This is a genomic window from Lutibacter sp., from assembly GCF_013041805.1.
In the GTDB taxonomy this organism is placed as follows: Bacteria; Bacteroidota; Bacteroidia; order Flavobacteriales; family Flavobacteriaceae; genus Lutibacter.
Genome location: NZ_JABDRI010000018.1, coordinates 37,962 through 62,941 on the forward strand (window position 1 = coordinate 37,962; position 24,980 = coordinate 62,941).

Consider the following 24,980-nt stretch of genomic DNA (forward strand, 5'->3'; position numbering starts at 1 on the left):
AAAAAGTGGTATTTTAGAAAAAAAAACTACCTTTGTGGTCAGGATAAAAATTGAAATTTAATGGGTAAAACTCTTATAAAAGAAGGAAAATTTAGTTATTTAGAAGCTGGAGAAGGACAGCCAATAATTATACTTCACGGGCTAATGGGAGCTTTAAGTAATTTTGATGATGTTTTGAGCTATTTTTCTGCTAAAGGTTACAAGGTAATTATTCCTGAACTTCCAATTTATTCTTTACCATTGTTAAAAACAAATGTTAAAAGCATTTCTAAGTTTTTAAAAGAATTTATGATTTTTAAAAATATTGACAATGCTATTCTACTCGGAAATTCTTTAGGAGGACATATTGCCTTATATTTTACAAAATTAAATTTAAAAAATGTTTCTGGACTTGTACTTACAGGAAGTTCTGGCTTGTATGAAAAATCGATGGGAGACACTTACCCTAAGAGAGGAAATTACGAGTATATAAAAGAAAAAACACAAGAAGTATTTTACGATCCTGAAATTGCAACTAAAGAGGTTGTTGATGAAGTATACTCTTCAGTTAATGATAGAAGCAGAGTTATAAAAACACTAGCAATTGCTAAAAGTGCTATTAGACATAATATGGCGAAAGATTTGCCAGATATGAATACTCCAACCTGCTTAATTTGGGGTAAAAATGACCTTGTAACTCCTCCTGAAGTTGCTATCGACTTCCAAAAATTAATGCCAGATGCGAATTTATATTGGATTGACAAGTGCGGACACGCCCCTATGATGGAGCATCCTGAAGAATTTAATAGAATTCTAGAAAACTGGCTAAAAGAAAGAAACTTATAACTAATGAAAATCAAAACAGCTGATTTTGTAATTAGTAATTCCGATGTGGCTAAATGTCCAAAAGAAAGGTTGCCAGAGTATGCATTTATTGGACGTTCTAATGTTGGAAAATCATCCTTAATTAATATGCTAACTGGTCAAAATAAGTTAGCGAAAACCTCAGGAAGACCCGGAAAAACACAACTTATTAATCATTTTAAAATAAATAACAATTGGTTTTTAGTGGATTTGCCAGGATATGGTTATGCAAGAGTTTCCAAAACTGTTAAAAAAACTTTTCAAAGTTTTATAAAAAATTATTTCTTACAACGTGAGCAACTAATCTGTTCTTTTGTACTAGTTGACTGCAGACATGAACCTCAGAAAATTGATTTAGAGTTTATGGAGTTTTTAGGTGAAAATGAGATTCCATTTTGTATTATTTTTACAAAATCAGATAAATTAAAACTCTCTGAATTAAATAAAAATATCAAACTGTATACTAAAAAAATGACGAGCACTTTGTGGGAAACAATGCCACAATATTTCGTTACTTCAGCAAGTTCCTCAAATGGGAAAGAAGAAGTACTTCAATATATTGATGAAATAAATCAGCAGCTCTCAGATAATTTATAAAATGGCTTCAACCATAAATAATTTAAATGTACTATTTGAAGACAACCATTTGATTGTTGTTAATAAACAATCGGGTGATATTGTACAAGGGGATAAAACGGGTGATACTCCATTAAGTGAAATTGTTAAACAGTATATAAAAGTAAAATACGATAAGCCTGGAAATGTTTTTTTAGGTGTTGTGCACAGACTTGACAGGCCTACAACTGGTATAGTTGTTTTTGCAAAAACATCAAAAGCTTTAGAACGTTTTAACAAAATGCTTCGAGATAAAACCGTTAACAAAACCTATTGGGCAGTTGTAAAAAACAAACCAAAAAAGGATATTGACACCCTTATCGGTTTTCTAAGAAAGAATCCTAAAAATAATAAATCCACTTCCTACTCTTCTGAAATTAAAGGAAGTAAAAAAGCGATTCTTCATTATAAATTGTTAAAATCTTTAGATAATTACCATCTATTAGAAGTTGATTTAGAAACAGGGCGCCACCACCAAATTAGATGTCAGTTAGCTGCCATTGGATCACCAATAAAAGGCGATCTAAAATATGGTTTTGACAGAAGTAATAAAGATGCAAGTATACATTTACATGCACACAAAATTGAATTTATTCACCCAGTATCAAAAGAACAAATTACTATTTTTGCCCCAACACCAAAAGATCCAATTTGGGATGCTTGTAATTAACAAATAATTATAGCTTTTTAGCACTTATACATCAGCGATTTAAGCTTTATTTTTCTTGGCTACTATTTCATCTAAACACAAATTACTAATACTCCCTTTATGCGTATGAACTACATTTTTACCCGGATCAAAGTTACCTTCATTAATGTTTTTCCCAACAATTTTATAGGCGTCTCTAAATGGAACACCACTTTGAACTAATTTATTAACTTCTTCTACACTAAATAAATACACGTATTTTTCATCCTCAACAATATCCTCTTTCACTTGAATATTTTTTAATGAATACGTTAACATTTCTAAACACGATTTTAAGGTTGAAAAAGATGGAATTAATCCCTCTTTCAATAACTGTAAATCTCTGTGATAACCACTTGGTAAATTATTTGTAATTAAAGTAAACTCGTAAGGAAGTGCTTGTAATTTGTTGCATTTACCTCTAATTAATTCAAAAACATCTGGATTTTTTTTGTGAGGCATAATACTTGAACCTGTAGTTAATTCATCAGGGAATGAAATAAAATTAAAATTCTGACTCATATACAAGCAAATATCCATGCTCATTTTAGATAATGTACTTGCTACTGAGCTAATAGCAAACGCTACTGACTTCTCTAATTTTCCTCTACCCATTTGAGCAGCCACGGAATTGAACTTTAAGGTTTCAAAATTTAGTTCTTTTGTGGTAAAATCTCTATCAATAGGAAATGAACTTCCATAACCAGCCGCCGAACCTAACGGATTTTGATCTGCAACTTTATAGGCTGCTTTTAAAAAATAAATATCGTCAATTAAGGTTTCCGCATACGCTGAAAACCACAATCCAAATGATGATGGCATTGCTACTTGTAAATGGGTATAACCTGGCAATAAAACAGCTTTATAATGCTCTGCCAATGTAATTAGCAAGTCAAAAAGCTCGTCAACACCATCTTCAATTTCTTCTAATGCATCTTTTATATACAAATGAACATCCACCAAAACTTGATCGTTTCTTGATCGAGCAGTATGAATTTTTTTTCCCGCATCTCCCAACTTCTCTGTTAACAAAAATTCAACTTTAGAGTGCACATCTTCAAATGAATCTTCAATAGTGAAATTTCCATTCTTTATATCTTCCAAAATTAACTCCAACTCTATTTCTAATTGCCTCAATTCTTTATCCGTTAACAAACCAATACTATACAACATTTTTGCATGAGCAATATTTCCAACAACATCATATTTTGCCAAAATTAAATCAAGCTCTCTGTCGTTTCCAACAGTAAATAAATCTATCTTTTTATCAGTTGAAAATCCTTTATCCCAAAGTTTCATTTTATAAATTTTTAAGCGTTAAATTGTTTAAGTTTTAAATTATAACCATTACACGATTCAATAATTAAAAAGTTTTATATTATTTCATTTAATATTTTAATGTACAAATCGATTCCTTCTTTAATTTCTTGAATGTAAATAAATTCATCAGCCGTATGAGAGCGCAAACTTTGTCCTGGCCCTAGTTTTAAAGAAGGACAACTCAGCACTGCTTGATCAGATAAGGTTGGAGAACCATAGGTTTCTCTTCCTAATTTAATTCCGGCTTCAACAATTGGGTGATTTTTTGGTATGAAAGATGAATTTAAACGAATTGATCTTGGGCATACTTCAGATGTTACGTTTGAGTTTATGATATCAAAAACTTCTTGATTACTATAAGAGTCCGTAACTCTCACATCTACAACATATTTACAACTTGCTGGTATAACATTATGCTGATGACCAGCTTCAATTTGCGTAACAGTCATTTTAACTTTCCCTAGTGTTTCAGACACCTTTGGAAATTCAAAATTTTGGAACCAATTGATGTCTGCAATAGCATTGTAAATGGCATTATCACCTATTCCATGCGCTGCATGGCCCGCAGTTCCTCTAGCTTCACAATTCAAAACCATTAAACCTTTTTCGGCAATTGCCAATTGCATTAATGTTGGTTCTCCAACTATGGCAAAATCTATTCGCGGAATAATTTTTAACATACTATTTAAACCATTTGGACCTGAATTTTCTTCCTCGGCAGACGCCACAATTACAAAATTGTACTTTAAATTTTCTTTATTGTAAAAGTATGTGAAAGTAGCCAGTAAGGACACCAAACATCCACCCGCATCGTTACTTCCTAATCCGTATAATTTTCCATCAATTACTTCTGGCTTCAAAGGGTCTCTCGTGTATCCTTTATTTGGTTTTACCGTATCATGATGCGAGTTTAAGAGTATTGTTTTTTTTGAAGTATCAAAATATTTGTTTTTTGCCCAAACATTATGTTTATCGCTTTCAAACTTGATATCATGACTAGAGAACCACTGCATAATTAAAAGTGCAGTTTCGTTTTCTTCTCCTGAAAATGATTGTTTAGAAATTAAATTTTTGAGTAAATCTATGGCTTCTGTAGTTAATATATCTATCATTATTCTAGACTTAATGTTGTATGTAATTCGTTTGTTCCTTTTATTAGAGATGCATTTCCTATTTTCACTTTTTGAACACCCTTCTGTAAACAATTAAAACAGTTATGAAGTTTTGGAATCATACCTTCGGAAATAATACCTTGTTCAACTAATTTTTCATATTTGTTTAAATTAATTTTTGAAATAACAGAGTTTTCATCTTCAATATGCTCTAAAACTCCTTTTAATTCAAACACATAGTTTAATTGAACATCAAATAAATTACTCATCGCTATTGCAACTTCTGATGCAATTGTATCTGCATTTGTATTTAATAATTGTCCATTTTTATTATGTGTTATAGCGCAAAAAACAGGAGTAACTTTATGCTGTAATAACGCATTGATAAATTCAGAATTCACACTATCAACATCCCCCGCAAATCCATAATCAATACCTTTTACAATTCGTTTATGAGCTACAATACAGTTTGCATCGACACCAGACAATCCCAAAGCATTACAGTCATTATGCTGTAAGATTGCTGTGATATTTTTATTTAATAAGCCGGCATACACCATTGTTACTACTTCTAAATTAGCTTCATCAGTTACTCGTCTTCCATTGACCATTTTCGGTTGTAATCCCATTTCAGAAGCAATTTCTGAAGCTCTTTTTCCTCCACCGTGAACCAATATTTTAAGCCCTTCAAGTGCTGAAAAATCTTTTAAAAATGAATTTAATTCACTCTCATTATTAATAATATTTCCACCTATTTTAACAATATGCAAGGTTTGTTTAGCCATTATTCTCTAAAATTTTCTTTAATACAATTTGTGCTGAATACGTTCTATTGTTTGCTTGTTCTATCACAATTGAATCCTCAGAATCTAGTACCTCATCAGTTACAATCACATTTCTACGCACGGGTAAGCAGTGCATAAATTTCGCATTGTTGGTAAATTTCATTTTATCAGCAGTAATCATCCAACTAGCATCTGTGTTTAAAACTTGGCCATAATTTTCATAAGAACTCCAATTCTTTACATATATAAAATCAGCATTTTCAAATGCCTTTTCCTGATTGTATTCAATTGTCGAATTTTTTGTTATTTCAGGATTTAACTCATATCCTTTTGGATGTGTAAGTACAAAATCTGCATCTTGTAATTGCATCATTTCTATAAATGAATTTGCCACAGCGTGTGGTAGTGCCTTGGGATGTGGTACCCACGACAATACAACCTTAGGTTTTTTAACAGCTTTATATTCTTCAATAGTAATTGCATCTGCCAAAGCTTGCAAAGGATGGCCGAGAGAGCTTTCCATATTTATAACTGGAACTCTTGCATATTTTTTGAAATTAGTCAAAATGATTTCCGTCTCATCTTTTTCTTTATCTGTTAACGAAGCAAAAGCTCTAATTGCTATAATGTCACAATACTGAGAAATTACTTTTGCAGCCTCTTTTACATGCTCTGACTTATTTTGACTCATGATAACCCCGTCCTCAAACTCTAGCTCCCAACCCTCACTACCAAAATTCATTACAATTGTATTTAATCCTAAATTTTGTGCAGCTTTTTGAGTACTTAAACGGGTTCGTAAACTATTATTAAAAAATAACAAGCAAATAGTTTTCCCCTCTCCTAATACTTTAAATTGCAATGGGTTTTTCTTTAAATCAATAGCTTCTTTTATTGTGCTTTTAAGGTCAACGATATCTGACAAATTGCAAAAATTATTCATCTAACAAGTTTTTTAAATCATTTATAAACTCACTTATTTGTACTGTTGAAATAGTTAATGGAGGTAAAATTCTGAGTAGCTTTTTATTGTTTGAACCTCCTGTAAATATGTGCTTATCAAAAATTAATTTTTTTCGTAACTCTCCGACTTCAAAATCGAATTCTACACCCAACATTAAGCCTTTTCCTTTTACTTTTTTAACTTGAGGAATTGCTTTAATTTCCTCTAAAAAGTAGTTGTAAACTTCATTCACATTTACAATTAAATTCTCTTCTTCAATTATTTCTAGCACAGAAATTGCAGCTGCGCATGCTAAATGATTTCCGCCAAAAGTTGTTCCTAACATTCCTAATTTAGCCTCATATATATCTGAAATTAATACACCTCCAATTGGAAATCCGTTTGCCATTCCTTTGGCAATTGTGATAATATCAGGCTGAATATGATGATGTTGAAATGCAAAAAATTGTCCGCTTCTACCATATCCTGATTGTATTTCATCTAAAATTAAAGGCACATTCTTTTTATTACATATTGCCTGTACTTCTTGAAAAAACTCAGTAGTACCTTCATCTAAACCTCCAACACCTTGAATTCCCTCAATAATAACAGCAGCAACATCGTTTTTGCCTAATTCGTGGATTACCAATTCAATATTATTTAATGGTAAAAAGGTTACTTCTTGCTGTAAATTAATAGGTGCGTTTATATTTTTATTATCCGTTGTAGCTACAGCTGCAGATGTTCGTCCGTGAAACGCATTATTAAAAGAAACTATTCTACTTGTACCTGTTATAAATGAAGCTAATTTTAAAGCGTTTTCATTTGCTTCAGCACCTGAATTACACAAAAACAAGTTGTAATTTTCGCAACCGGATACCTTTCCTAATTTTTGAGCTAATTCTTGTTGCAACGGATTTTGAATTGAGTTAGAATAGAACCCTATTTTACTTAACTGTTCTGATAATGATTTAACATATTTAGGATGTGTATGACCAATCGAAATTACACCATGACCACCATATAAATCTAAATATTTGATATTATTTTTATCCCAAACATAAACTCCTTCAGCTTTTACCGGAGTTACATTATAAAGCGGATATACATTAAATAATTCCATAGTATTTTTTTTAAATCTGATTGATTTTCTCAAAAGAGGTGACTAAACCTTTTATAATTGATGAGCTTAATCCTTGATGTTCCATTTCATTTAAACCAGAAATTGTACAACCGCTTGGCGTGGTAACTTTATCAATTTCTTGTTCTGGATGACTTCCTGATTGGATTAATAAACTAGCGGCTCCCAAACAGGTTTGCATGGCCAATTCCTGTGCTTCATCAGCATGAAAACCTAGTTGAACAGCTCCTTGAGCTGTGGCGCGAATTAAACGCATCCAAAATGCAATTCCACTTGCGCAAATTACAGTTGCAGATTGCATTAATTTTTCTTCAATATATAGTGTATTTCCTAAAGAATTAAAAATCGTTTTTGCGAATTCAATATTTTCCTTCCCTTTTTCATTCGCACTAATACACGTCATAGATTGCCCTACAGAAATAGCAGTATTTGGCATACTTCTAATAATAGCAATTTCGCCTCCAACAATGGCTTCAATCTCATGAATTTTCCTGCCAGTTATCACTGAAATTATAGTGTGTCGCTTAGTATCAATTACGGTTTTAACTTCCTCTAAAACAGCAATCAACTGATTGGGTTGAACAGCAAGTATAATTACATCTGAGTATTGTATTGCTTCTTTATTATTTGATGAAATTTTGACTTTTGGAAACTTTTCAAATGAACTTAACGAACTTTTATTTCGTTTTGTTAAATACAAATTATCTAGGGTAAAGTTATCTTGTGATAAAATTCCTTGTGCTATTGAATACCCTAAATTTCCTGTTCCTATTATTGCTATTTTCATACTATTTTAAAATGACGTTGCTTTTAATTGTAATCCTTCTGTTTCAGAAAACCCAAACAATAAATTCATATTTTGAATTGCCTGTCCTGAGGCTCCTTTTAATAAATTGTCAACAACCGAAGTAATTAACAATTTGTTGTTATACTTTTCTAAATGAATAAAACAATTGTTCGTATTTACTACCTGTTTTAAATGCACAGGTATTTTTGAAATATATGTAAATGGAGCATCTTTATAAAAGTCTTCAAATAATTGAAAAGCTTCATCAGTACTTTTATCAAAATCTAAATATATAGAAGCAAAAATTCCTCTGCTAAAATTTCCTCTATTTGGGATAAATAACAGTTCTTCAGAAAACCCTTTTTGCAATGTCGCTAAACTTTCATGTATTTCGCCTAAATGCTGATGCTTAAATGCTTTATATACTGAAAAATTATTATCTCTCCAACTAAAATGGGTTGTTGCGCTAGGTGAAACACCTGCACCTGTTGATCCCGTGGTTGCATTTATGTGTATCGAACTCTTTACTAATTTATGTTTAACCAATGGTAATAACCCCAATTGTATAGCTGTAGCAAAACATCCTGGGTTAGCTATATTGGATGCATTTTTAATTTTATCTTTATGTAGTTCTGGTAGTCCATAAACAAACTCTTTTCCTTGAAAAAAAGCGTCATTTTTCAATCTAAAATCGTTGCTTAAATCAATAATTTTAGTGGTGGAAGAAAATTTATTCTTTTCCAAAAACCTTTTAGAATTTCCATGACCTAAACATAAAAAAACTAAATCAACATTTGAATTGACAGTTTTGGTAAATTTTAAATCTAATGAACCTAATAAGTCTTGATGTACATTGTAAATATAATTCCCTGTATTTGAAGTACTGTAAACAAAATCAAGTTCAATTTTAGAATGATTTATCACCAATCTAATTAATTCTCCCGCTGTATAACCTGCGCCACCAATTATTCCAACTTTAATCATACTTATGAGTTTACACTATGATAAATTTTGTTTGCTGTTCCTAAAATTTTAATAAATCCTTTTGCATCTTCTGAGGTCCACGCCTTGTTTGTTTCTCCATATTCACCAAATTTAGACTTCATTAAATCGTGTTTAGATTCAATACCATTTACACTAAAATGGTAGGGTTTTAGAGTCACATACACTTCCCCTGTCACTGTTTTTTGAGAATCTTCTAAAAAGGCTTCAATGTTTCTCATTACAGGTTCAAAATATTGGCCGTCGTGCAATAACATTCCATACCAACTCCCTAACTGTTCTTTTAAATTTTGTTGCCATTTAGACAATACATGTTTTTCTAACGTATGATGCGCCTTGATGGTTACTACCGCTGCTGCAGCTTCAAAACCAACTCTTCCTTTAATTCCAACAATAGTATCCCCTACATGAATATCTCTCCCAATAGCATATTTTGATGCAATCTCTTCTAACTTTAAAATGGTATTTACTGAAGTGTCAAATTCATCATTCAAACCAATCAATTCTCCCATTTTAAAATGAAGTTTAATATCTGTTGGGGTTGTTTTTTCTAATTGACTTGGATAAGCTTCTTCAGGCAGAGCTTGGTGAGAAGTTAATGTTTCTACCCCTCCAACACTTGTGCCCCAAATTCCTTTATTAATGGAGTACTTTGCTTTCTCCCAAGGATAATCCACACCATTTTCTTTTAAGTACGCTATTTCTTCTTGTCTAGACAGTTTTAAATCTCTAATTGGTGTAATAATTTCAATTTCAGGCGCCAATGTTTGGAAAATCATATCAAACCTCACCTGATCATTTCCTGCACCTGTACTTCCGTGTGCAATGTATTTTGCCCCAATTGCTTTTGCGTATTCAACTACTTCAATTGCCTGAAATACACGTTCAGCACTCACCGAAAGCGGATATGTGTTATTTTTCAATACATTTCCAAAAACCATATACTTAATTGCTTTTGTATAATATTCTTGTAAAATATTTTTATTTACATGAGAAGTAACACCCATTTCATAGGCTTTTTGCTCAACAACTTTCAACTCATTAGTTGAAAATCCACCTGTATTTACAAGTGCACTATAAACTTCTAAATTTAATTCGTTCATTAAATATTTAACGCAATAGGAAGTATCTAAACCTCCACTATATGCTAGTACTACTTTGTCCATTTTACTTTTTGTTTTTTTTAAGAAATAATGCTTGCTTAATATTTTTTAATCTGCTTAATACTTTTGAATTGTATTGATGCGTTTTTATATTTTTTTCATATTTTGGGTCATATAACATACCAGTACACAAACACATTTTTTTATCTGTTCTCATTAAAACATCATAATTTTTACACGTTTTACAACCATTCCAAAAAGCCTCATCTGTAGTGAGTTCAGAAAAAGTTACTGGTTGATAACCTAACTCATAATTAATTTTTAAAACTGCTAAACCCGTTGTGATTCCAAAAATTTTAGCATCTGGATATTTTTCTTTAGAATATTCTAAAATTCTCTTTTTAATTTTTTTGGCTAACCCTTGATTTCTAAAATTAGGATGTACAATCAACCCTGAGTTTACAACAAACTCTTTGTTATCCCAAGTTTCTATATAGCAAAACCCTGCAAATTCATCATTGTGAATTGCAATAATGGCATCACCTTTAATTATTTTTTTTGAAACATAGTCAGGAGTTCTTTCTGCAATTCCTGTTCCTCTCACTTTTGAAGATTCTTTTATGGTTTCACAAATGATTTCTGCATACTTTATATGCAAATTATTAGCTACAACAATTTTCATTGCTTACTTAGGTATTATAAAAATTAAATATTGATGTTTTTTGAAGAAGAAATCGGACGCACCGTTTTCAATAGATATTTAAGCCCGCAAGGGGCGACGAGGAAAAAAGCGTACTACTACTATAAGTGAATTCTCGTTTTTCATTGGTACAATAGTACATAAAATAATTAATACTAGAGCTATTTCATGTAATTTTTAATAAAATCTCAGTTTAAAGTTAATATTTTTAGTAATTATCGTCAAAATAATCAAAAAACACCCTAAATTAAGAATTGAAACAGCTCCGGTTTTTCATTCAAATATTCACCTAAAAAGCCTTTTTGCTTCATTCTTTCTAACAGAGGTTCAAAATCGTCTTTAGAATCTAATTCAATTCCAACTACCGCTGGCCCTTTATCTCTGTTGTGTTTTTTAGTATATTCAAAATAAGCAATATCATCATTTGGCCCCAACACATCTACCACAAATTCTTTTAGAGCTCCCGCGCGTTGCGGAAATTTGATAATGAAATAGTGCTTCAATCCTTCATAAAACAATGCACGCTCTTTCATTTCTTCCATTCGAGTAATATCATTATTACCTCCACTTACAACGCAAACAATTGTTTTCCCTTTTAATTCATCTTTATAATCTTCAAGAGCGGCAATCGATAATGCTCCTGCCGGTTCTACAACCATTGCATTTTCATTATACACTTTTAAAATTGTTGAACAAATAAGTCCTTCGCAAATTAAATCTGTACTATATAATAAGTCCTTACAAATATTGAAATTTAATTCTCCTATTCGTTTAACTGCAGCTCCATCTACAAAATTATCAATCTCACTTAAGGTTGTGTTAACACCTTTCTCTAAAGAATTTGTTAAAGAAGGAGCTCCAACTGGCTCCACACCAATAATCTTTGTAGCTGGACTCAATGCATTAAAAACACTTCCAACACCCGATGCTAAGCCACCTCCTCCTACTGGAAGAAATAAAAAATCTATGTGAGATTGACTATCATTTAAAATTTCTAATCCCACTGTTCCTTGACCTGCAATAACCTCTAGATCATCAAACGGATGCACAAATGTGCTTTTATGCGTATTACAAAAATCTATTGCTGCTTTTTTACTATCGTCAAAACTATCTCCAAAAAGCTGAATTGAAATAAACTCCCTACCAAACATTTTTACCTGATCAATTTTTTGATGTGGTGTTGTTACTGGCATAAAAATTGTACCGTGAACTTTTAATTTCTGACAAGCATAAGCAACTCCTTGCGCGTGATTACCGGCACTTGCACAAACAATTCCGTTTTTTAATTCATCTTTTGATAAGCCTTGAATTTTATTATAAGCCCCCCTAATTTTGTAGGAACGAACTACTTGTAAATCTTCTCTTTTGAAGTAAATTTTAGCTTGATAGCGGTCAGAAAAATTTTGCATAAAAACCAAAGGAGTTTTTTCTACAACTCCTTTGATATTATGCTGAGCTTTATATATTTCTTCTAATGAAATGCTATTTTTTATAGTTGTACTCAATAAAATGTTATTACAAAATTTGAATTAAACAATTTTTATCATGGCTGTCATAGACTCACGTAAGAACTCCCCAATATCTTCTACTGGATGATTTCTAATTGCTGCATTTACTTCAATTAATTCTTTATTATCAACACTATTAGATCCATCATTAAACGGTCTTCCAATAAAATTACTCGGTGCATTTTTTACATATTCAGCAATTAGTGGTTTACAAGCGTGGTCAAATAAATAACATCCATACTCAGCAGTATCAGAAATTACACGGTTCATTTCAAATAATTTTTTTCGTGCAATTGTATTTGCAATTAATGGTGTTTCGTGCAACGATTCATAGTATGCAGATTCTTCAATAATTCCAGATTCTGTCATTGCTTCAAAAGCCAATTCAACACCTGCTTTTACCATAGCAACCATTAACACACCATTGTCAAAATATTCTTGCTCTGAAATTTCAACAGTAGCAGCCGGTGTTTTTTCAAATGCAGTTTCTCCAGTTGCTGCTCTCCATGTTAATAAATTAACGTCGTCATTCGCCCAGTCTTCCATCATTGTTTTAGAAAAATGACCTGACATAATATCATCCATGTGTTTTTGGAAAAGCGGACGCATAATATCTTTTAATTCTTCCGAAGCTTCAAATGCAGCAATTTTAGCTGGGTTAGAAAGTCTATCCATCATATTCGTGATTCCACCATATTTTAAGGCCTCTGTTACAGTTTCCCAACCATATTGAATTAATTTTGAAGCATAACCTTTTTCAACGCCTTCTTCAACCATTTTATCGAAACATAAAATAGAACCTGTTTGTAACAACCCACATAAAATGGTTTGTTCACCCATTAAATCTGATTTTACTTCAGCAACAAATGACGATTCTAAAACTCCTGCTGTATGACCTCCTGTTCCAACAGCGTATGCTTTTGCATAATCCCAACCTTTCCCTTCAGGATCATTTTCAGGGTGTACGGCAATTAATGTTGGTACACCAAAACCTCTTTTAAATTCTTCTCGAACTTCAGAGCCTGGTGATTTTGGAGCTACCATAATTACCGTAATATCTTTACGAATTTGCATTCCCTCTTCAACAATATTAAATCCATGAGAATAAGATAAGGTAGCACCTTTTTTCATTAAAGGCATCACTGCAGAAACCACCGCTGTGTGCTGTTTATCTGGCGTTAAGTTTATTAATAAATCAGCAGTTGGAATCATTTCTTCATAAGTACCAACTTTAAATTTGTTTTCAGATGCATTTAAAAACGATTGTCTTTTTTCAGAAATTGCAGCTTGCCTCAGCGTATAAGAAACATCCAATCCAGAATCTCTCATATTTAAACCTTGGTTTAAACCTTGTGCTCCACAGCCAACAATTACAATTTTTTTACCTTTTAATGCTTCAACACCTTCAATAAATTCTGAAGATTCCATAAATCTACATTTTCCTAATTGATCTAATTTATCTCTTAAAGAAAGTTTGTTAAAATAATTTGCCATTTGTATCTTTTTTATTCTTTTTAATTAATTTCTGCTAATAATTCTGAAATTGCCATTTTTGGCTTTGAAATTGCAATTCGTCCTGATCGTACAAATTGTAACAACCCAAAAGGTTTTAATTTTTCGTACATTCTATTAATATCTTCTCTATAACCTGAGGCTTCAATAACAAACCAGCGATCTGTTATAGCAATAATGTGAGCTCTTCTAAATTTCATTTTATTTTGAATTTCTTCATTATATAAATGCTCTGAAGAAATTTTAAATAAAGCAGTTTCATGATAAATAATTTCATCTTCAGTATGATAAAAAGATCCAAGAACTTCAATTTGCTTTTCTAACTGACCTACCACTTTTCTAATTAAAGTTTCTGGGACAATTACTACAAATGTAAATCGATGAACGTTCTCTATTTCAGATTTTGAAACCGTCATACTTTCAATATTGATATGACGCTTTAAAAATATTGCTGAAAGTCTATTTAATATTCCTATATTATTTTCGGTATATACCGAAACTGTAAAATTTTTGCTTTCTTCCATAATTAACTTAATCTAATATCTGAAACACTTGCTCCCGTTGGTATCATAGGAAACACATTATCTTCTTGTTCTATTACAACTTCTAAAAAATACGCATCTTTTGAAGCCATCATTGTTTTAATTGCCCCATCTAAATCTTCTCGCTTTGAGACTTTAACCGCCTCAATATCATAAGCTTCTGCTAATTTTACAAAGTTTGGACTTATCATTTCAGTAGAAGCATAACGCTTATCAAAAAATAATTCTTGCCATTGGCGAACCATTCCTAAATAATTATTATTTAAAACTACAATTTTAACTGCAGCTTTAGTTTGTAGAATCGTACCTAACTCATTACACGTCATTTGATAACCACCATCTCCAATAATTGCAACTACTTCGCGTTCGGGTGCTCCCATTTTCGCCCCAATGGCTGCTGGCAACCCAAACCCCATAGTTCCTAACCCACCAGAAGTTACATTACTTCTTGTTTTATTAAAAGTCGCGTAACGCCAAGCAAACATTTGATGCTGTCCAACATCTGAAACTATAATAGCATCGCCATTTGTTTCTTTGTTAATTCCTCCTAAAACCTCACCCATTGTTAATCCTTCTTTAGTAGGGTTTAACTGATCGTGAATTACAGTTTTATGTTCTATCTCATATAATTTATGAAATTCCTTCATCCAATCTTTATGTTCACCATTATTTACGTACTGCATAATTTTAGTTAAAGATTCTTTAACATCTGCTATAACAGCAACATCTGTTTTTACATTTTTGTCAACTTCTGCAGGATCAATTTCAAAGTGAATTACTTTTGCTTGTTTAGCATATGTTGCTAAATTACCTGTTACACGATCATCAAATCGCATTCCAATAGCAATTAAAACATCGCAAGAGTTAGTTAAAACATTCGGCGCATAATTCCCGTGCATACCAACCATACCAACATTTAAAGGGTGCTTTGTTTCTAAAGCTGAAAGACCTAAACCTGTAGAAGCCGAAGGAATATCAGTTTTCTCAATAAAATTTTTAAATTCTTGCTCTGCACCACCAAGGATAACGCCTTGTCCCCAAACAATAAATGGTTTTTTAGCACTATTAATTAACTCAGCGGCTTCCTTTAATTTCTCAAGGTTCAATTTAGGAATAGCTTTATAGCTTCTAATTTTTTCACATTTTTTATATGAAAAGTCGAATTCTTCAAACTGAGCATCTTTAGTTATATCTATTAAAACAGGTCCTGGTCGACCAGATTTAGCAATATAAAATGCTTTCGCAATTATTTCGGGAATTTCACTTGCCTTTGTAATTTGATAATTCCATTTGGTAACAGGCGTTGATATTCCAATAATATCTGTTTCTTGAAAAGCATCTGAACCTAATAAATGTGAACCAACTTGGCCTGTAATACAAACCAAAGGAGTAGAATCTATTTGAGCATCTGCAATACCAGTTACTAAGTTTGTTGCTCCTGGACCTGAAGTTGCAAATACAATTCCCGGTTTTCCTGTTACACGTGCAAAACCTTGAGCTGCATGCGTTGCTCCTTGCTCATGTCGTGTTAGCACATGATGAAACTGACCTCTATATTTATATATTTCGTCATAAACAGGCATAATAGCACCTCCAGGGTAACCATATGCTAAATTTGCTTCCTCTGCTAACAAACATTTAACAACTGCCTCTGCACCAGTAATTCTAACTGTTGTCTCCGTATTTTTAACTTGAATATCTTTCTTTAACGTCTCCATATTTTTAAAATTTATCCGTTACACAACCTTCAGAGGCTGAAGAAACGGTTTTAGCATATTTATATAATATTCCTTTTTTATGTTTTAACTCAGGAGCTTTCCAATTAGCTTTTCTTTTTGCCAATTCCTCATCAGTTAATTTTACATTTATTGTTTTATTCTCAGCATTAATAACAATTACATCTCCATCTTGTATCAATCCAATTGCACCACCAGATTGTGCTTCTGGAGTAATATGTCCTACCACAAAACCGTGAGTTCCTCCTGAAAAACGACCATCAGTAATTAATGCTACCGATTTTCCTAAACCTGCACCCATAATCATAGATGTTGGCTTTAACATCTCAGGCATTCCAGGACCTCCCTTTGGTCCAACATATCTAATTACTACTACATCACCTCTTGACACTTTTCCTTCTCCAATACCTTTGTTAGCTTCATCTTCACCGTCAAAAACAACTGCTTTTCCTTCAAATAAGTTTCCTTCTTTCCCACTAATTTTTGCAACTGCGCCTTCCGTAGCTAGATTACCAAACAATATTTGCAAATTTCCTGAAGATTTCAACGCTTTTTCTGTTGGGTGAATAACTTGTTGATCTTCTTCAAAACTTAGTGCTTCTACATTGGCTAAATTTTCAGCCAAAGTTTTACCAGTAACCGTCATACAATCTCCGTGTAAATATCCCTTTTCTAATAAATATTTCATAACAGCTGGAGTTCCTCCTACACCGTGAACATCTTCCATTAAATATTCTCCACTTGGTTTTAAATCTGCTATTAAAGGAGTTCTGTCACTTACACGCTGAAAATCTTCTAAAGTAAATTCAATTCCTGCTGCGTGCGCAATTGCTAAATAATGTAGCACTGCATTGGTTGAACCTCCTAACGCATTTACCAAAGCAACGGCATTTTCTAACGACTTTTTGGTGATAATATCTAAAGGTTTTAAATCTAGTTCTAATAAATTTTTAATTGCTTCAGCTATCCTTGAACTTTCACTTTCTTTATGTGGATTTTCGGCTGGAATAGATGAATTGTAAGGTAATGCAAAACCCATAGCCTCTATTGATGAAGCCATTGTATTGGCGGTATACATTCCACCGCAAGCACCTGCTCCAGGTATTGCATTTTTAATAATTTCTTTATAATCTTCTTCAGATATTGCTCCAGACAATTTTTGACCTAATGCTTCAAAAGCAGATACAATATTTAATTTTTGACCTTTATATCTTCCTGAAGCTATGGTACCTCCATAAACCATTAATGAGGGACGGTTTAAACGTAACATTGCCATTATTGCACCAGGCATATTTTTATCACACCCAACAACAGTAACCAACCCATCATAACTTTGAGCGTTCATAACCACTTCAATAGAGTCGGCAATAATATCTCGAGATGGTAATGAATAATTCATCCCTGAAGTTCCCATTGAAATACCATCACTTACACCAATAGTATTAAAAATTAATCCTACCTGGCTTCTTTTATTAACTTCTTCCTTAATTTGAACTGCCAAATTATTAAGGTGCATATTACAAGGGTTTCCATCATAACCTGTACTTGCTATACCTATTTGAGGATTCTTCATATCCTCTTCAGAAAGGCCAACACCATATAACATGGCCTGAGATGCAGGCTGGGTAGGATCTTGGGTAACTCTTTTACTGTGTTTATTTAGTTGCATTTATTTCAACTTTATTATTATTTAATTTTAAAAAACGTAATTATTTGTTCTACTTTTTAAACAAGCTGTAAATTTAATTTAGTTATTTATTTCACATCTTATCTACACCAATCTTTTACAATATCCACCTTGAACATATGAGAGCTATATATCTGTAAACAAGAGTTTTATCAATTTTATTTTTACAATGATTATCCAATAAAAAAACCTCCCTAAAGTTCAGCAGGAAGGTTTTACAATTTTATATAAACTATAATTTATTCCTAATCTACTTGTGAAATAATCACAGAGACTTTACTAGAAATAGTATTAACAATTACTTTTTTCATATGTTTAGACAAAATTGCTATTCATAATTTAATAAACAATTATTTAATTAACTTTTTAGCTTTTTGCTTGATAATATCTTCAACAGGAATATTTTGAATTTTACTCTCGAGCCAAGATAGGATGTCTAAATATAAAAAGGAACGCTTTTCATAAGGGTGGTTTTCAAACTCACTTAATTCTTTATGTAAATTCACAAAAGCCTTGTGAAGATCTTGAGGATACATAGTACTTAATTTTTTCAAAAATGTAATCATCTTGCGCTGCACTTCGTGCAAATCATTCATTTTTATTAAAAATTTATACGTTGAAATAATCAGTTTATCGATATCATAATCTAATCCAGCATCATAATGAGCAACTAAATTCAAAACTCGCGTATAGCATAATAAGTCTTCACGCATTTTTAAGTCTTTATTACTAATTATTTTCTCTAAATAAAAAATACATTCTTCATTTTTACCTGCCCCAAAATACATACACGCAATTTTATAGTAAAAAACCATAATATGATGTACATCAATTTTAGATTCATAATCTTTAATTTGGTCTAATAATTTTAGTGTATAATTAATTCCTTTATGAAATCTTCCTTCTAAAAAATAGAGATTTAATTTATTTTGTGAATAATATAAAAACGTTAATGTATTTGTGTTTTCATTTAAAGCAATATTCTCGTTTTGAATATCAAAATTTAAGTTTTCAAGTACCTTATTGAACTTTGTTTTGTGCTTAATTAAATACAACGATTCTAGTAAATAATTAACACCTTTCAAGTAAAAAACGGGGTTTTGTTTTTTCATTTGAGGTTTTTCTTCAAACAAATCAACCCATTTTTGAGAATATTTATAGCTTAAAACAAAATCTTGCAAGATTAAACTATGCCACAAATAAGCTTGATATAAAAAAAGTTTTTCTCTAAAACCTAGGTCTGACAACTTGTAATCGGGTAATCTTTTTTCAAAATATAGTTTTACTATTTTTGAGTCGGCATCATTTTTTACATATCCTTCTTTAAGCAATAAACTATATAATTGGAGAGATAGATTTGATAATTTGCTAGTTCTAGTATTTTTTAAACTTAGTTCTTTCGCTTGCATTGAAAGCTCGTCTGCTCTATTGCTTAAACTTCTTGTGATATACTGAGATTCTATTACTTTTTCAAACTCAACTATTTCATAGGCTAAATTATTTTCACCATTTGTGAGTGCGAGTTCTTTCGCTTTATCTAAAATTTTTAAGCTTTGTTTATACAAACCTTTATTGTAAAGAATAGCAGCAAAATCAAATTGTTCCCTTATTTGAGATCGTACATTCTGATGAACTGGGTTTAAACGTAAACTCACCAAAATTTGCTTATATAAATGTGCTTTCGTATTAGATATTTGCTGCTTTTTAATTTTAGTTTTTTTTAAAATCAAATCATCATCAAAAGCACTTACTTTATCCAATAAATTAAATAAAGAAATAAAGTTAGCTTCAGTATTGCCTCCCAACCTACCCACGTATAGCTTGAATTGACGTTTTTCAGATTTAGAAAGCGACTTTACTAATGTAAAAAGAACATCTTTTTGTTCTATAGCCATTGTAACTAATTTAGTTTTAACCTATTGATTTTTAATTAATTATAAAAATAATAACTATTTGAATATAGTAAACAAATTATTTATTGAAATATACAAAAAACGTATACTATTATTTTTGGTAATTCAAATGTGATAAAAAAAAATCAGAAATGAGTAATAATAAAGTCCAAATTTTTGACACAACCCTTAGAGATGGCGAGCAAGTCCCTGGCTGTAAGCTAAATACAGAACAAAAATTAATCATAGCAGAACGCCTTGATATCTTAGGTGTAGACGTAATTGAAGCTGGTTTCCCTGTTTCAAGTCCTGGTGATTTTACTTCGGTAGAGAAAATTTCTAAATTAGTTAAAACGGCAACGGTTTGTGGACTGACACGTGCGAATAAAAAAGATATAGAAGTTGCTGCTGCTGCATTAAAATATGCAAAACGACCAAGAATTCATACAGGTATAGGCACTTCAGATTCTCATATTATTTACAAATTTAATTCAACTCCTGAAAAAATTATTGAGCGTGCTGTTCAGGCAGTAGCGTATGCAAAATCATTTGTTGAAGATGTGGAATTTTATGCTGAAGATGCTGGAAGAACAGATAATGCATATTTAGCCAAAGTTTTAGAAAAAGTGATTAAAGCGGGTGCTACAGTTTTAAATATTCCTGACACAACAGGATATTGCTTACCAGATGAATATGGTGCTAAAATAAAGTACTTAAAAGAAAACGTAAAAGGAATTGATAATGTTACTATTTCTTGTCATTGCCATAACGATTTAGGTTTGGCAACTGCTAATGCAATTGCAGGAGTACAAAATGGTGCACGACAAATAGAATGTACAATTAACGGAATTGGTGAACGTGCTGGAAATACTTCTTTGGAAGAAGTAGTCATGATTTTAAAACAACATCCTAATTTAAATTTAGATACTGGAATAAATAGTAAGTTATTATACAGTACAAGTCAATTAGTGCAAGAAAGTATGGGAATGAAAGTTCAGCCAAACAAGGCAATTGTTGGTGAAAATGCTTTTGCACATAGTTCTGGAATTCACCAAGATGGTGTAATTAAAAACCGTGAAACTTATGAAATTATTAATCCGTCAGATGTTGGCGTAAATGAATCTTCAATTGTTTTAACTGCAAGAAGTGGTAGAGCTGCTTTAGCTTACCGTGCTAAAAATGTAGGCTATAACTTAACCAAAATTGAATTAGATGATTTATACCCTCAATTTTTAAAATTTGCCGATTTCCATAAACAAGTTAATGATGAGGATCTTCATCATTTAATGGAATTAAACCACGTTCATAAAACTGCTGCTAATTTCTAAAATAAAAAAATAACACTAAAAGTTAACTATTACAAAATAATTATTACTTTAACGGTTAAATTATTATGGCAAGTTCCATGTGATCTATAAACAACCACAATTAAAACACATGAAATTAAAAATAGCTTTACTCCCTGGTGATGGAATTGGACCAGAGGTACTCCAACAAGCATTAAAAGTTTTAGATGCTATATCTGAAAAATACCACCATACTTTTGAGTTTATAACAGCTTCTATTGGAGCCATAGCTATTGAAGAATTTGGTGTTCCATTACCAGATGAAACTCTTCAAATATGTTCTAAAGCAGATGCTATTTTGTTTGGAGCCATAGGCGATCCAAAATATGACAATAACCCAAGTGCAAAAGTTAGACCAGAGCAAGGCTTATTAAAACTTAGAAAAAACTTAGGGCTTTTTGCAAATATTAGACCTTTAACAACATATGATTCATTAATTCATACATCTAATTTAAAAAAAGAGGTTATTAAAGGTACTGATTTTGTGATATATAGAGAACTTACAAGCGGTATTTATTTTGGTGAAAAGAAATTGAGTGATGATGGCAACTCAGCATATGATAATTGTAGTTATACCGCAGAAGAAATTGATAGAATAGCGCATTTAGCGTTTAAGGCTGCTTCTCAAAGAAGAAAAAAATTAACATTAGTCGATAAGGCAAATGTGCTTGAAACTTCACGACTTTGGAGAAAAAGAGTACTTGAAATTTCCAAAGAATACCCAACTATTAAATTAGAATTTTTATTTGTTGATAATGCGGCTATGCAACTTATTTTAAACCCTAAACAATTTGATATTATTTTAACTGAAAATATGTTTGGCGATATTCTTTCTGATGAAGCTAGTGTAATATCAGGGTCTATTGGTTTATTAGCCTCTGCGTCTATTGGTAAACATACTGCTTTATTTGAACCTATTCACGGCTCATATCCAGAGGCGAAAGGAAAAAATATTGCAAATCCTTTAGCCGCAGTATTATCTGCAGCAATGTTATTAGAACATTTTGATTTATTTGATGAGGCTGAAGATATTAGAAATGCTGTTGAAAAATCTATAGATTTAAATATTTCAACTCCTGATTTAAATTCAACCAATCATTTTTCTACATCAAGTGTTGGAAATTTTTTAAGAGACTTCATTTTAGACGAAGAAAATACATTTTATAATAAAAACAATATAGATTTAGGGCAATCAACTATTATTTAACTGTTGAAATTTCAAAAATCTGAAGTAAAAAGTTTTTGTTTAGTTTTACAGCTATGAAAAATACGACTAGTCTTATTGATGCTATTAATTACCGTAGATCTGTAAGAGTTTACGATGAAAACAAAGATATTGATTCTGAAATTGTAAAAAAGTGTATTCAACAAGCTACATTGGCTCCTAATAGCAGCAATATGCAATTGTGGGAGTTTCATCACATCACTTCAGAAGAAATTTTAAAAAAATTAGCAGAAGCTTGTTTAGGTCAAAGTGCAGCAACTACTGCAAAAGAAATGGTAGTAATTGTTGTTCGTAAAGATTTATGGAAACAACGTGCAAAAGCACATCTAAATTATTTAACAACACTATTTGGTGTAAAACCTAAAAATGAATACTCAAGGCGTGAGAAATTTGCGCTAAATTATTATAAAAAAATTATGCCTTTTGTTTATGGTGAATTTTTAGGTTTGTATGGTTACATAAAATATAGTATTTCTTGGTTAACTGGACTTTTTAGACCAAGCTACAGACAACTTCGAAAATCTGACATGAGAGTTGTTGCACATAAAAGCGCAGGATTAGCTGCACTAACTTTTATGTTGAGTATGGCTGCTGAAAATTACGATACCTGCCCAATGGAAGGAAGTGATACACTTCGCATTAAAAAAATATTAAATCTACCTATGCGCAGCGAAATTAATATGGTAATCTCATGTGGTATCCGTAAACCTGAAGGTGTTTATGGGGAACGTTTTAGAATTCCTTTTGAAAGTATTTACAAAAAATGGTAATTAGTTTCAAAAAAAATCGTCAAACTTACATATGTCAACAAAAGAAGAAATCATACAAAAAATTATAGGGAATAAAAATAGACCTCACTTAAATTTCAGCCTAAAACATAAAACTGAAAAATTTACAAATAATTTATTTTACACCTTATTTGATGCACAAGCATGCGTCGCTAGCAATATCAAACAATTAGAAGATGATTTTAAAGAAATCTATAAACTTGCCTGTTTAATTAAAGATGGTTCTTGTGAAACTATTTGGAATAGTTTTTTAATGAAACTTCCAACGATCTTAGAAAGTTTAAACTTAGATGCTCAAGAATTGGTAAATAATGATCCTGCTTCCAACACTATTGAAGAAGTTTATTTAGCGTATCCAGGTTTTTATGCTATTGCTATTTACCGCTTTAGCCACGAATTATTATTGCTGAAGACACCCTTAATTCCAAGACTAATGAGTGAGTATGCTCATAGTAAAACAGGAACCGATATTCATCCAGGAGCAACCATTGGAAAATCTTTTTTTATTGACCACGCAACAGGAACAGTTATTGGTGAAACGTGCGTAATTAAAGATTATGTTAAAATTTATCAAGGAGTTACTTTAGGCGCTTTACAAGTTTCAAAAGAATTGAGAAACACAAAGAGGCATCCAACTGTTGAAAATAACGTAACCATCTATGCCAATGCTACCATTCTCGGAGGTGAAACTGTTATTGGTAAAAATTGTATTATTGGTGGGAATGTATGGATTACTAAATCAGTTCCTGAAAACTCATTAGTGTATCATTCAACTGAAATGAAATTAAAACCGAAATTTAACTAATGGAATCTTACAATTTATTTAATTTTTTAGGAAATACACCTTTAGTTAAAGTTCAAAGATTATTGGTAAAAGAAGGTGTAACCTTATTAATGAAATTAGAAGGAAACAATATAGCAGGAAGTATAAAGGATAGGCCTGCATTCAATATGATTTCTTCGGCTCTTGAAAGAAATGAAATAAAAAAAGGAGATTTTTTAATTGAGGCTACAAGTGGTAATACTGGGATTGCGCTGGCTATGATAGCTCAACAATTTGGTTTACATATGGAATTGGTAATGCCTGAAAACTCTACAAAAGAGCGTATTCAAACTATGCAAGCTTATGGCGCAAAAGTAACATTAACCGCTGCTGAAATTGGGATAGAAGGTGCTAGAGAATATGCAGAAAGACAAGTAATTGACAAAGGGTATTTTATGTTAAATCAGTTTGCAAATGATGACAACTGGAAAGCACATTATAAAACTACAGGCCCTGAAATTTGGCGCGATACTCATGGTAAAATAACTCATTTTACTTCAGCAATGGGAACAACAGGAACCTTAATGGGAACTTCAACTTTTTTAAAAGAAAAAAATAAAGCCATACAAATTATTGGGGTACAACCAACTGATAATTCAAAAATTCCAGGGATTAGGAAATGGCCTAAAGAATTTCTTCCAAAAATATTCAATCCTAAAAAAGTAGATGAAATTATTGAAGTAAGTGAAAAAGATGCCCGTGAAATGACTAAAAGATTAGCTAAAGAGGAAGGTGTATTTTCTGGAATGAGCGGTGGCGGCGCTGTGGCGGCTTCGTTAAAATTAGCAGAATCGCTCTCTAAAGGTATTATTGTAACAATAATCCCCGATAGAGGTGATCGTTATTTATCTTCTGATTTATTCGAATAAAACGATATCGAAG

The 24,980-nt window shown here is 31.7% G+C and carries 23 protein-coding genes; 8 read left to right on the forward strand and 15 right to left on the reverse strand.

Translation table 11 applies throughout. From position 1 onward, the window contains the following. Positions 1-60: 60 nt before the first annotated feature. From HKP59_RS02150 to HKP59_RS02160, 3 genes are read left to right on the forward strand one after another with little or no spacing between them, the layout of a single operon-like run. A complete protein-coding gene (locus HKP59_RS02150) occupies positions 61-825 on the forward strand; it encodes an alpha/beta hydrolase (protein WP_291803040.1) in 765 nt (254 codons plus the stop codon). Between the two features lie 3 nt (positions 826-828). After that, complete coding sequence (gene yihA, locus HKP59_RS02155) at positions 829-1,440, forward strand: ribosome biogenesis GTP-binding protein YihA/YsxC (RefSeq protein WP_291803042.1); 612 nt, start codon at positions 829-831, stop codon at positions 1,438-1,440. Position 1,441: 1 nt separating this feature from the next. Then, entirely contained in the window at positions 1,442-2,128 is a 687-nt protein-coding gene (locus tag HKP59_RS02160; protein ID WP_291803044.1) for an RluA family pseudouridine synthase, read from the forward strand. A 39-nt stretch (positions 2,129-2,167) separates the two neighbouring features. Here the strand turns inward: HKP59_RS02160 and argH are convergent, their stop codons facing one another. From argH to HKP59_RS02235, 15 genes are all read right to left on the reverse strand, one after another. Beyond that, a complete protein-coding gene (gene argH / locus HKP59_RS02165; RefSeq protein ID WP_291803046.1) occupies positions 2,168-3,445 on the reverse strand; it encodes an argininosuccinate lyase in 1,278 nt (425 codons plus the stop codon). Positions 3,446-3,519: 74 nt separating this feature from the next. Beyond that, positions 3,520-4,578, reverse strand: a complete 1,059-nt coding sequence (locus HKP59_RS02170) for a M20 family metallo-hydrolase (protein WP_291803048.1) — start codon at positions 4,576-4,578, stop codon at positions 3,520-3,522. Beyond that, the gene (gene argB / locus HKP59_RS02175; RefSeq protein WP_291803050.1) at positions 4,578-5,363 is read right to left on the reverse strand and encodes an acetylglutamate kinase; all 786 of its coding nucleotides are present in this window, start codon (positions 5,361-5,363) and stop codon (positions 4,578-4,580) included. The genes HKP59_RS02170 and argB overlap by 1 nt, the downstream gene beginning before the upstream one ends. Beyond that, positions 5,356-6,306 (reverse strand): N-acetylornithine carbamoyltransferase, encoded by a 951-nt coding sequence (locus HKP59_RS02180; protein WP_291803051.1) that lies wholly within the window; start codon positions 6,304-6,306, stop codon positions 5,356-5,358. The genes argB and HKP59_RS02180 overlap by 8 nt, the downstream gene beginning before the upstream one ends. Further along, positions 6,299-7,429, reverse strand: a complete 1,131-nt coding sequence (locus HKP59_RS02185; RefSeq protein WP_291803052.1) for an aminotransferase class III-fold pyridoxal phosphate-dependent enzyme — start codon at positions 7,427-7,429, stop codon at positions 6,299-6,301. Before HKP59_RS02185 ends, HKP59_RS02180 begins: the two co-directional genes overlap by 8 nt. A gap of 10 nt (positions 7,430-7,439) precedes the next feature. After that, positions 7,440-8,234 (reverse strand): pyrroline-5-carboxylate reductase, encoded by a 795-nt coding sequence (gene proC / locus HKP59_RS02190; RefSeq protein WP_291803053.1) that lies wholly within the window; start codon positions 8,232-8,234, stop codon positions 7,440-7,442. Positions 8,235-8,240: 6 nt separating this feature from the next. Beyond that, a complete protein-coding gene (gene argC / locus HKP59_RS02195) occupies positions 8,241-9,218 on the reverse strand; it encodes an N-acetyl-gamma-glutamyl-phosphate reductase (protein WP_291803054.1) in 978 nt (325 codons plus the stop codon). A gap of 2 nt (positions 9,219-9,220) precedes the next feature. Continuing rightward, the gene (gene argG / locus HKP59_RS02200; RefSeq protein ID WP_291803056.1) at positions 9,221-10,402 is read right to left on the reverse strand and encodes an argininosuccinate synthase; all 1,182 of its coding nucleotides are present in this window, start codon (positions 10,400-10,402) and stop codon (positions 9,221-9,223) included. A gap of 1 nt (position 10,403) precedes the next feature. Beyond that, a complete protein-coding gene (locus HKP59_RS02205) occupies positions 10,404-11,021 on the reverse strand; it encodes a GNAT family N-acetyltransferase (RefSeq protein WP_291803057.1) in 618 nt (205 codons plus the stop codon). A gap of 260 nt (positions 11,022-11,281) precedes the next feature. After that, positions 11,282-12,544, reverse strand: a complete 1,263-nt coding sequence (ilvA, locus tag HKP59_RS02210; RefSeq protein ID WP_291803058.1) for a threonine ammonia-lyase — start codon at positions 12,542-12,544, stop codon at positions 11,282-11,284. A gap of 24 nt (positions 12,545-12,568) precedes the next feature. Beyond that, positions 12,569-14,041 carry a ketol-acid reductoisomerase gene (ilvC, locus tag HKP59_RS02215; RefSeq protein ID WP_291803059.1) on the reverse strand — a complete coding sequence of 491 codons (1,473 nt, stop codon included), beginning with the start codon at positions 14,039-14,041 and terminating at the stop codon, positions 12,569-12,571. A gap of 20 nt (positions 14,042-14,061) precedes the next feature. Beyond that, positions 14,062-14,583, reverse strand: a complete 522-nt coding sequence (gene ilvN / locus HKP59_RS02220; protein ID WP_291803061.1) for an acetolactate synthase small subunit — start codon at positions 14,581-14,583, stop codon at positions 14,062-14,064. 2 nt (positions 14,584-14,585) lie between these two features. Then, a complete protein-coding gene (ilvB, locus tag HKP59_RS02225) occupies positions 14,586-16,319 on the reverse strand; it encodes a biosynthetic-type acetolactate synthase large subunit (RefSeq protein WP_291803063.1) in 1,734 nt (577 codons plus the stop codon). Positions 16,320-16,323: 4 nt separating this feature from the next. Next, complete coding sequence (ilvD, locus tag HKP59_RS02230) at positions 16,324-18,006, reverse strand: dihydroxy-acid dehydratase (protein WP_291803065.1); 1,683 nt, start codon at positions 18,004-18,006, stop codon at positions 16,324-16,326. Positions 18,007-18,374: 368 nt separating this feature from the next. Further along, a complete protein-coding gene (locus tag HKP59_RS02235) occupies positions 18,375-19,919 on the reverse strand; it encodes a hypothetical protein (protein WP_291803067.1) in 1,545 nt (514 codons plus the stop codon). 149 nt (positions 19,920-20,068) lie between these two features. Between HKP59_RS02235 and HKP59_RS02240 the strand changes: the two genes are divergently transcribed. From HKP59_RS02240 to cysM, 5 genes are all read left to right on the forward strand, one after another. Then, entirely contained in the window at positions 20,069-21,244 is a 1,176-nt protein-coding gene (locus HKP59_RS02240) for a 2-isopropylmalate synthase (protein WP_291803069.1), read from the forward strand. A 109-nt stretch (positions 21,245-21,353) separates the two neighbouring features. Continuing rightward, positions 21,354-22,469 carry a 3-isopropylmalate dehydrogenase gene (leuB, locus tag HKP59_RS02245; protein WP_291803071.1) on the forward strand — a complete coding sequence of 372 codons (1,116 nt, stop codon included), beginning with the start codon at positions 21,354-21,356 and terminating at the stop codon, positions 22,467-22,469. Positions 22,470-22,522: 53 nt separating this feature from the next. After that, complete coding sequence (locus HKP59_RS02250; RefSeq protein WP_291803073.1) at positions 22,523-23,257, forward strand: nitroreductase family protein; 735 nt, start codon at positions 22,523-22,525, stop codon at positions 23,255-23,257. A 31-nt stretch (positions 23,258-23,288) separates the two neighbouring features. Then, on the forward strand, positions 23,289-24,080 hold the full coding sequence (locus tag HKP59_RS02255) for a serine O-acetyltransferase (protein ID WP_291803075.1): 792 nt from the start codon (positions 23,289-23,291) through the stop codon (positions 24,078-24,080). Beyond that, positions 24,080-24,967 carry a cysteine synthase CysM gene (gene cysM / locus HKP59_RS02260; RefSeq protein ID WP_291803077.1) on the forward strand — a complete coding sequence of 296 codons (888 nt, stop codon included), beginning with the start codon at positions 24,080-24,082 and terminating at the stop codon, positions 24,965-24,967. The genes HKP59_RS02255 and cysM overlap by 1 nt, the downstream gene beginning before the upstream one ends. Positions 24,968-24,980 lie beyond the last annotated feature (13 nt).

What these genes read in the sequence shown, in the direction of transcription:
- HKP59_RS02150 (WP_291803040.1), top strand. Translation starts at nt 61, where the DNA reads ATGGGTAAAACTCTTATAAAAGAAGGAAAATTTAGTTATTTAGAAGCT.
- yihA (WP_291803042.1), top strand. Translation starts at nt 829, where the DNA reads ATGAAAATCAAAACAGCTGATTTTGTAATTAGTAATTCCGATGTGGCT.
- HKP59_RS02160 (WP_291803044.1), top strand. Translation starts at nt 1,442, where the DNA reads ATGGCTTCAACCATAAATAATTTAAATGTACTATTTGAAGACAACCAT.
- argH (WP_291803046.1), bottom strand. Translation starts at nt 3,445, where the DNA reads ATGAAACTTTGGGATAAAGGATTTTCAACTGATAAAAAGATAGATTTA.
- HKP59_RS02170 (WP_291803048.1), bottom strand. Translation starts at nt 4,578, where the DNA reads ATGATAGATATATTAACTACAGAAGCCATAGATTTACTCAAAAATTTA.
- argB (WP_291803050.1), bottom strand. Translation starts at nt 5,363, where the DNA reads ATGGCTAAACAAACCTTGCATATTGTTAAAATAGGTGGAAATATTATT.
- HKP59_RS02180 (WP_291803051.1), bottom strand. Translation starts at nt 6,306, where the DNA reads ATGAATAATTTTTGCAATTTGTCAGATATCGTTGACCTTAAAAGCACA.
- HKP59_RS02185 (WP_291803052.1), bottom strand. Translation starts at nt 7,429, where the DNA reads ATGGAATTATTTAATGTATATCCGCTTTATAATGTAACTCCGGTAAAA.
- proC (WP_291803053.1), bottom strand. Translation starts at nt 8,234, where the DNA reads ATGAAAATAGCAATAATAGGAACAGGAAATTTAGGGTATTCAATAGCA.
- argC (WP_291803054.1), bottom strand. Translation starts at nt 9,218, where the DNA reads ATGATTAAAGTTGGAATAATTGGTGGCGCAGGTTATACAGCGGGAGAA.
- argG (WP_291803056.1), bottom strand. Translation starts at nt 10,402, where the DNA reads ATGGACAAAGTAGTACTAGCATATAGTGGAGGTTTAGATACTTCCTAT.
- HKP59_RS02205 (WP_291803057.1), bottom strand. Translation starts at nt 11,021, where the DNA reads ATGAAAATTGTTGTAGCTAATAATTTGCATATAAAGTATGCAGAAATC.
- ilvC (WP_291803059.1), bottom strand. Translation starts at nt 14,041, where the DNA reads ATGGCAAATTATTTTAACAAACTTTCTTTAAGAGATAAATTAGATCAA.
- ilvN (WP_291803061.1), bottom strand. Translation starts at nt 14,583, where the DNA reads ATGGAAGAAAGCAAAAATTTTACAGTTTCGGTATATACCGAAAATAAT.
- ilvB (WP_291803063.1), bottom strand. Translation starts at nt 16,319, where the DNA reads ATGGAGACGTTAAAGAAAGATATTCAAGTTAAAAATACGGAGACAACA.
- ilvD (WP_291803065.1), bottom strand. Translation starts at nt 18,006, where the DNA reads ATGCAACTAAATAAACACAGTAAAAGAGTTACCCAAGATCCTACCCAG.
- HKP59_RS02235 (WP_291803067.1), bottom strand. Translation starts at nt 19,919, where the DNA reads ATGGCTATAGAACAAAAAGATGTTCTTTTTACATTAGTAAAGTCGCTT.
- HKP59_RS02240 (WP_291803069.1), top strand. Translation starts at nt 20,069, where the DNA reads ATGAGTAATAATAAAGTCCAAATTTTTGACACAACCCTTAGAGATGGC.
- leuB (WP_291803071.1), top strand. Translation starts at nt 21,354, where the DNA reads ATGAAATTAAAAATAGCTTTACTCCCTGGTGATGGAATTGGACCAGAG.
- HKP59_RS02250 (WP_291803073.1), top strand. Translation starts at nt 22,523, where the DNA reads ATGAAAAATACGACTAGTCTTATTGATGCTATTAATTACCGTAGATCT.
- HKP59_RS02255 (WP_291803075.1), top strand. Translation starts at nt 23,289, where the DNA reads ATGTCAACAAAAGAAGAAATCATACAAAAAATTATAGGGAATAAAAAT.
- cysM (WP_291803077.1), top strand. Translation starts at nt 24,080, where the DNA reads ATGGAATCTTACAATTTATTTAATTTTTTAGGAAATACACCTTTAGTT.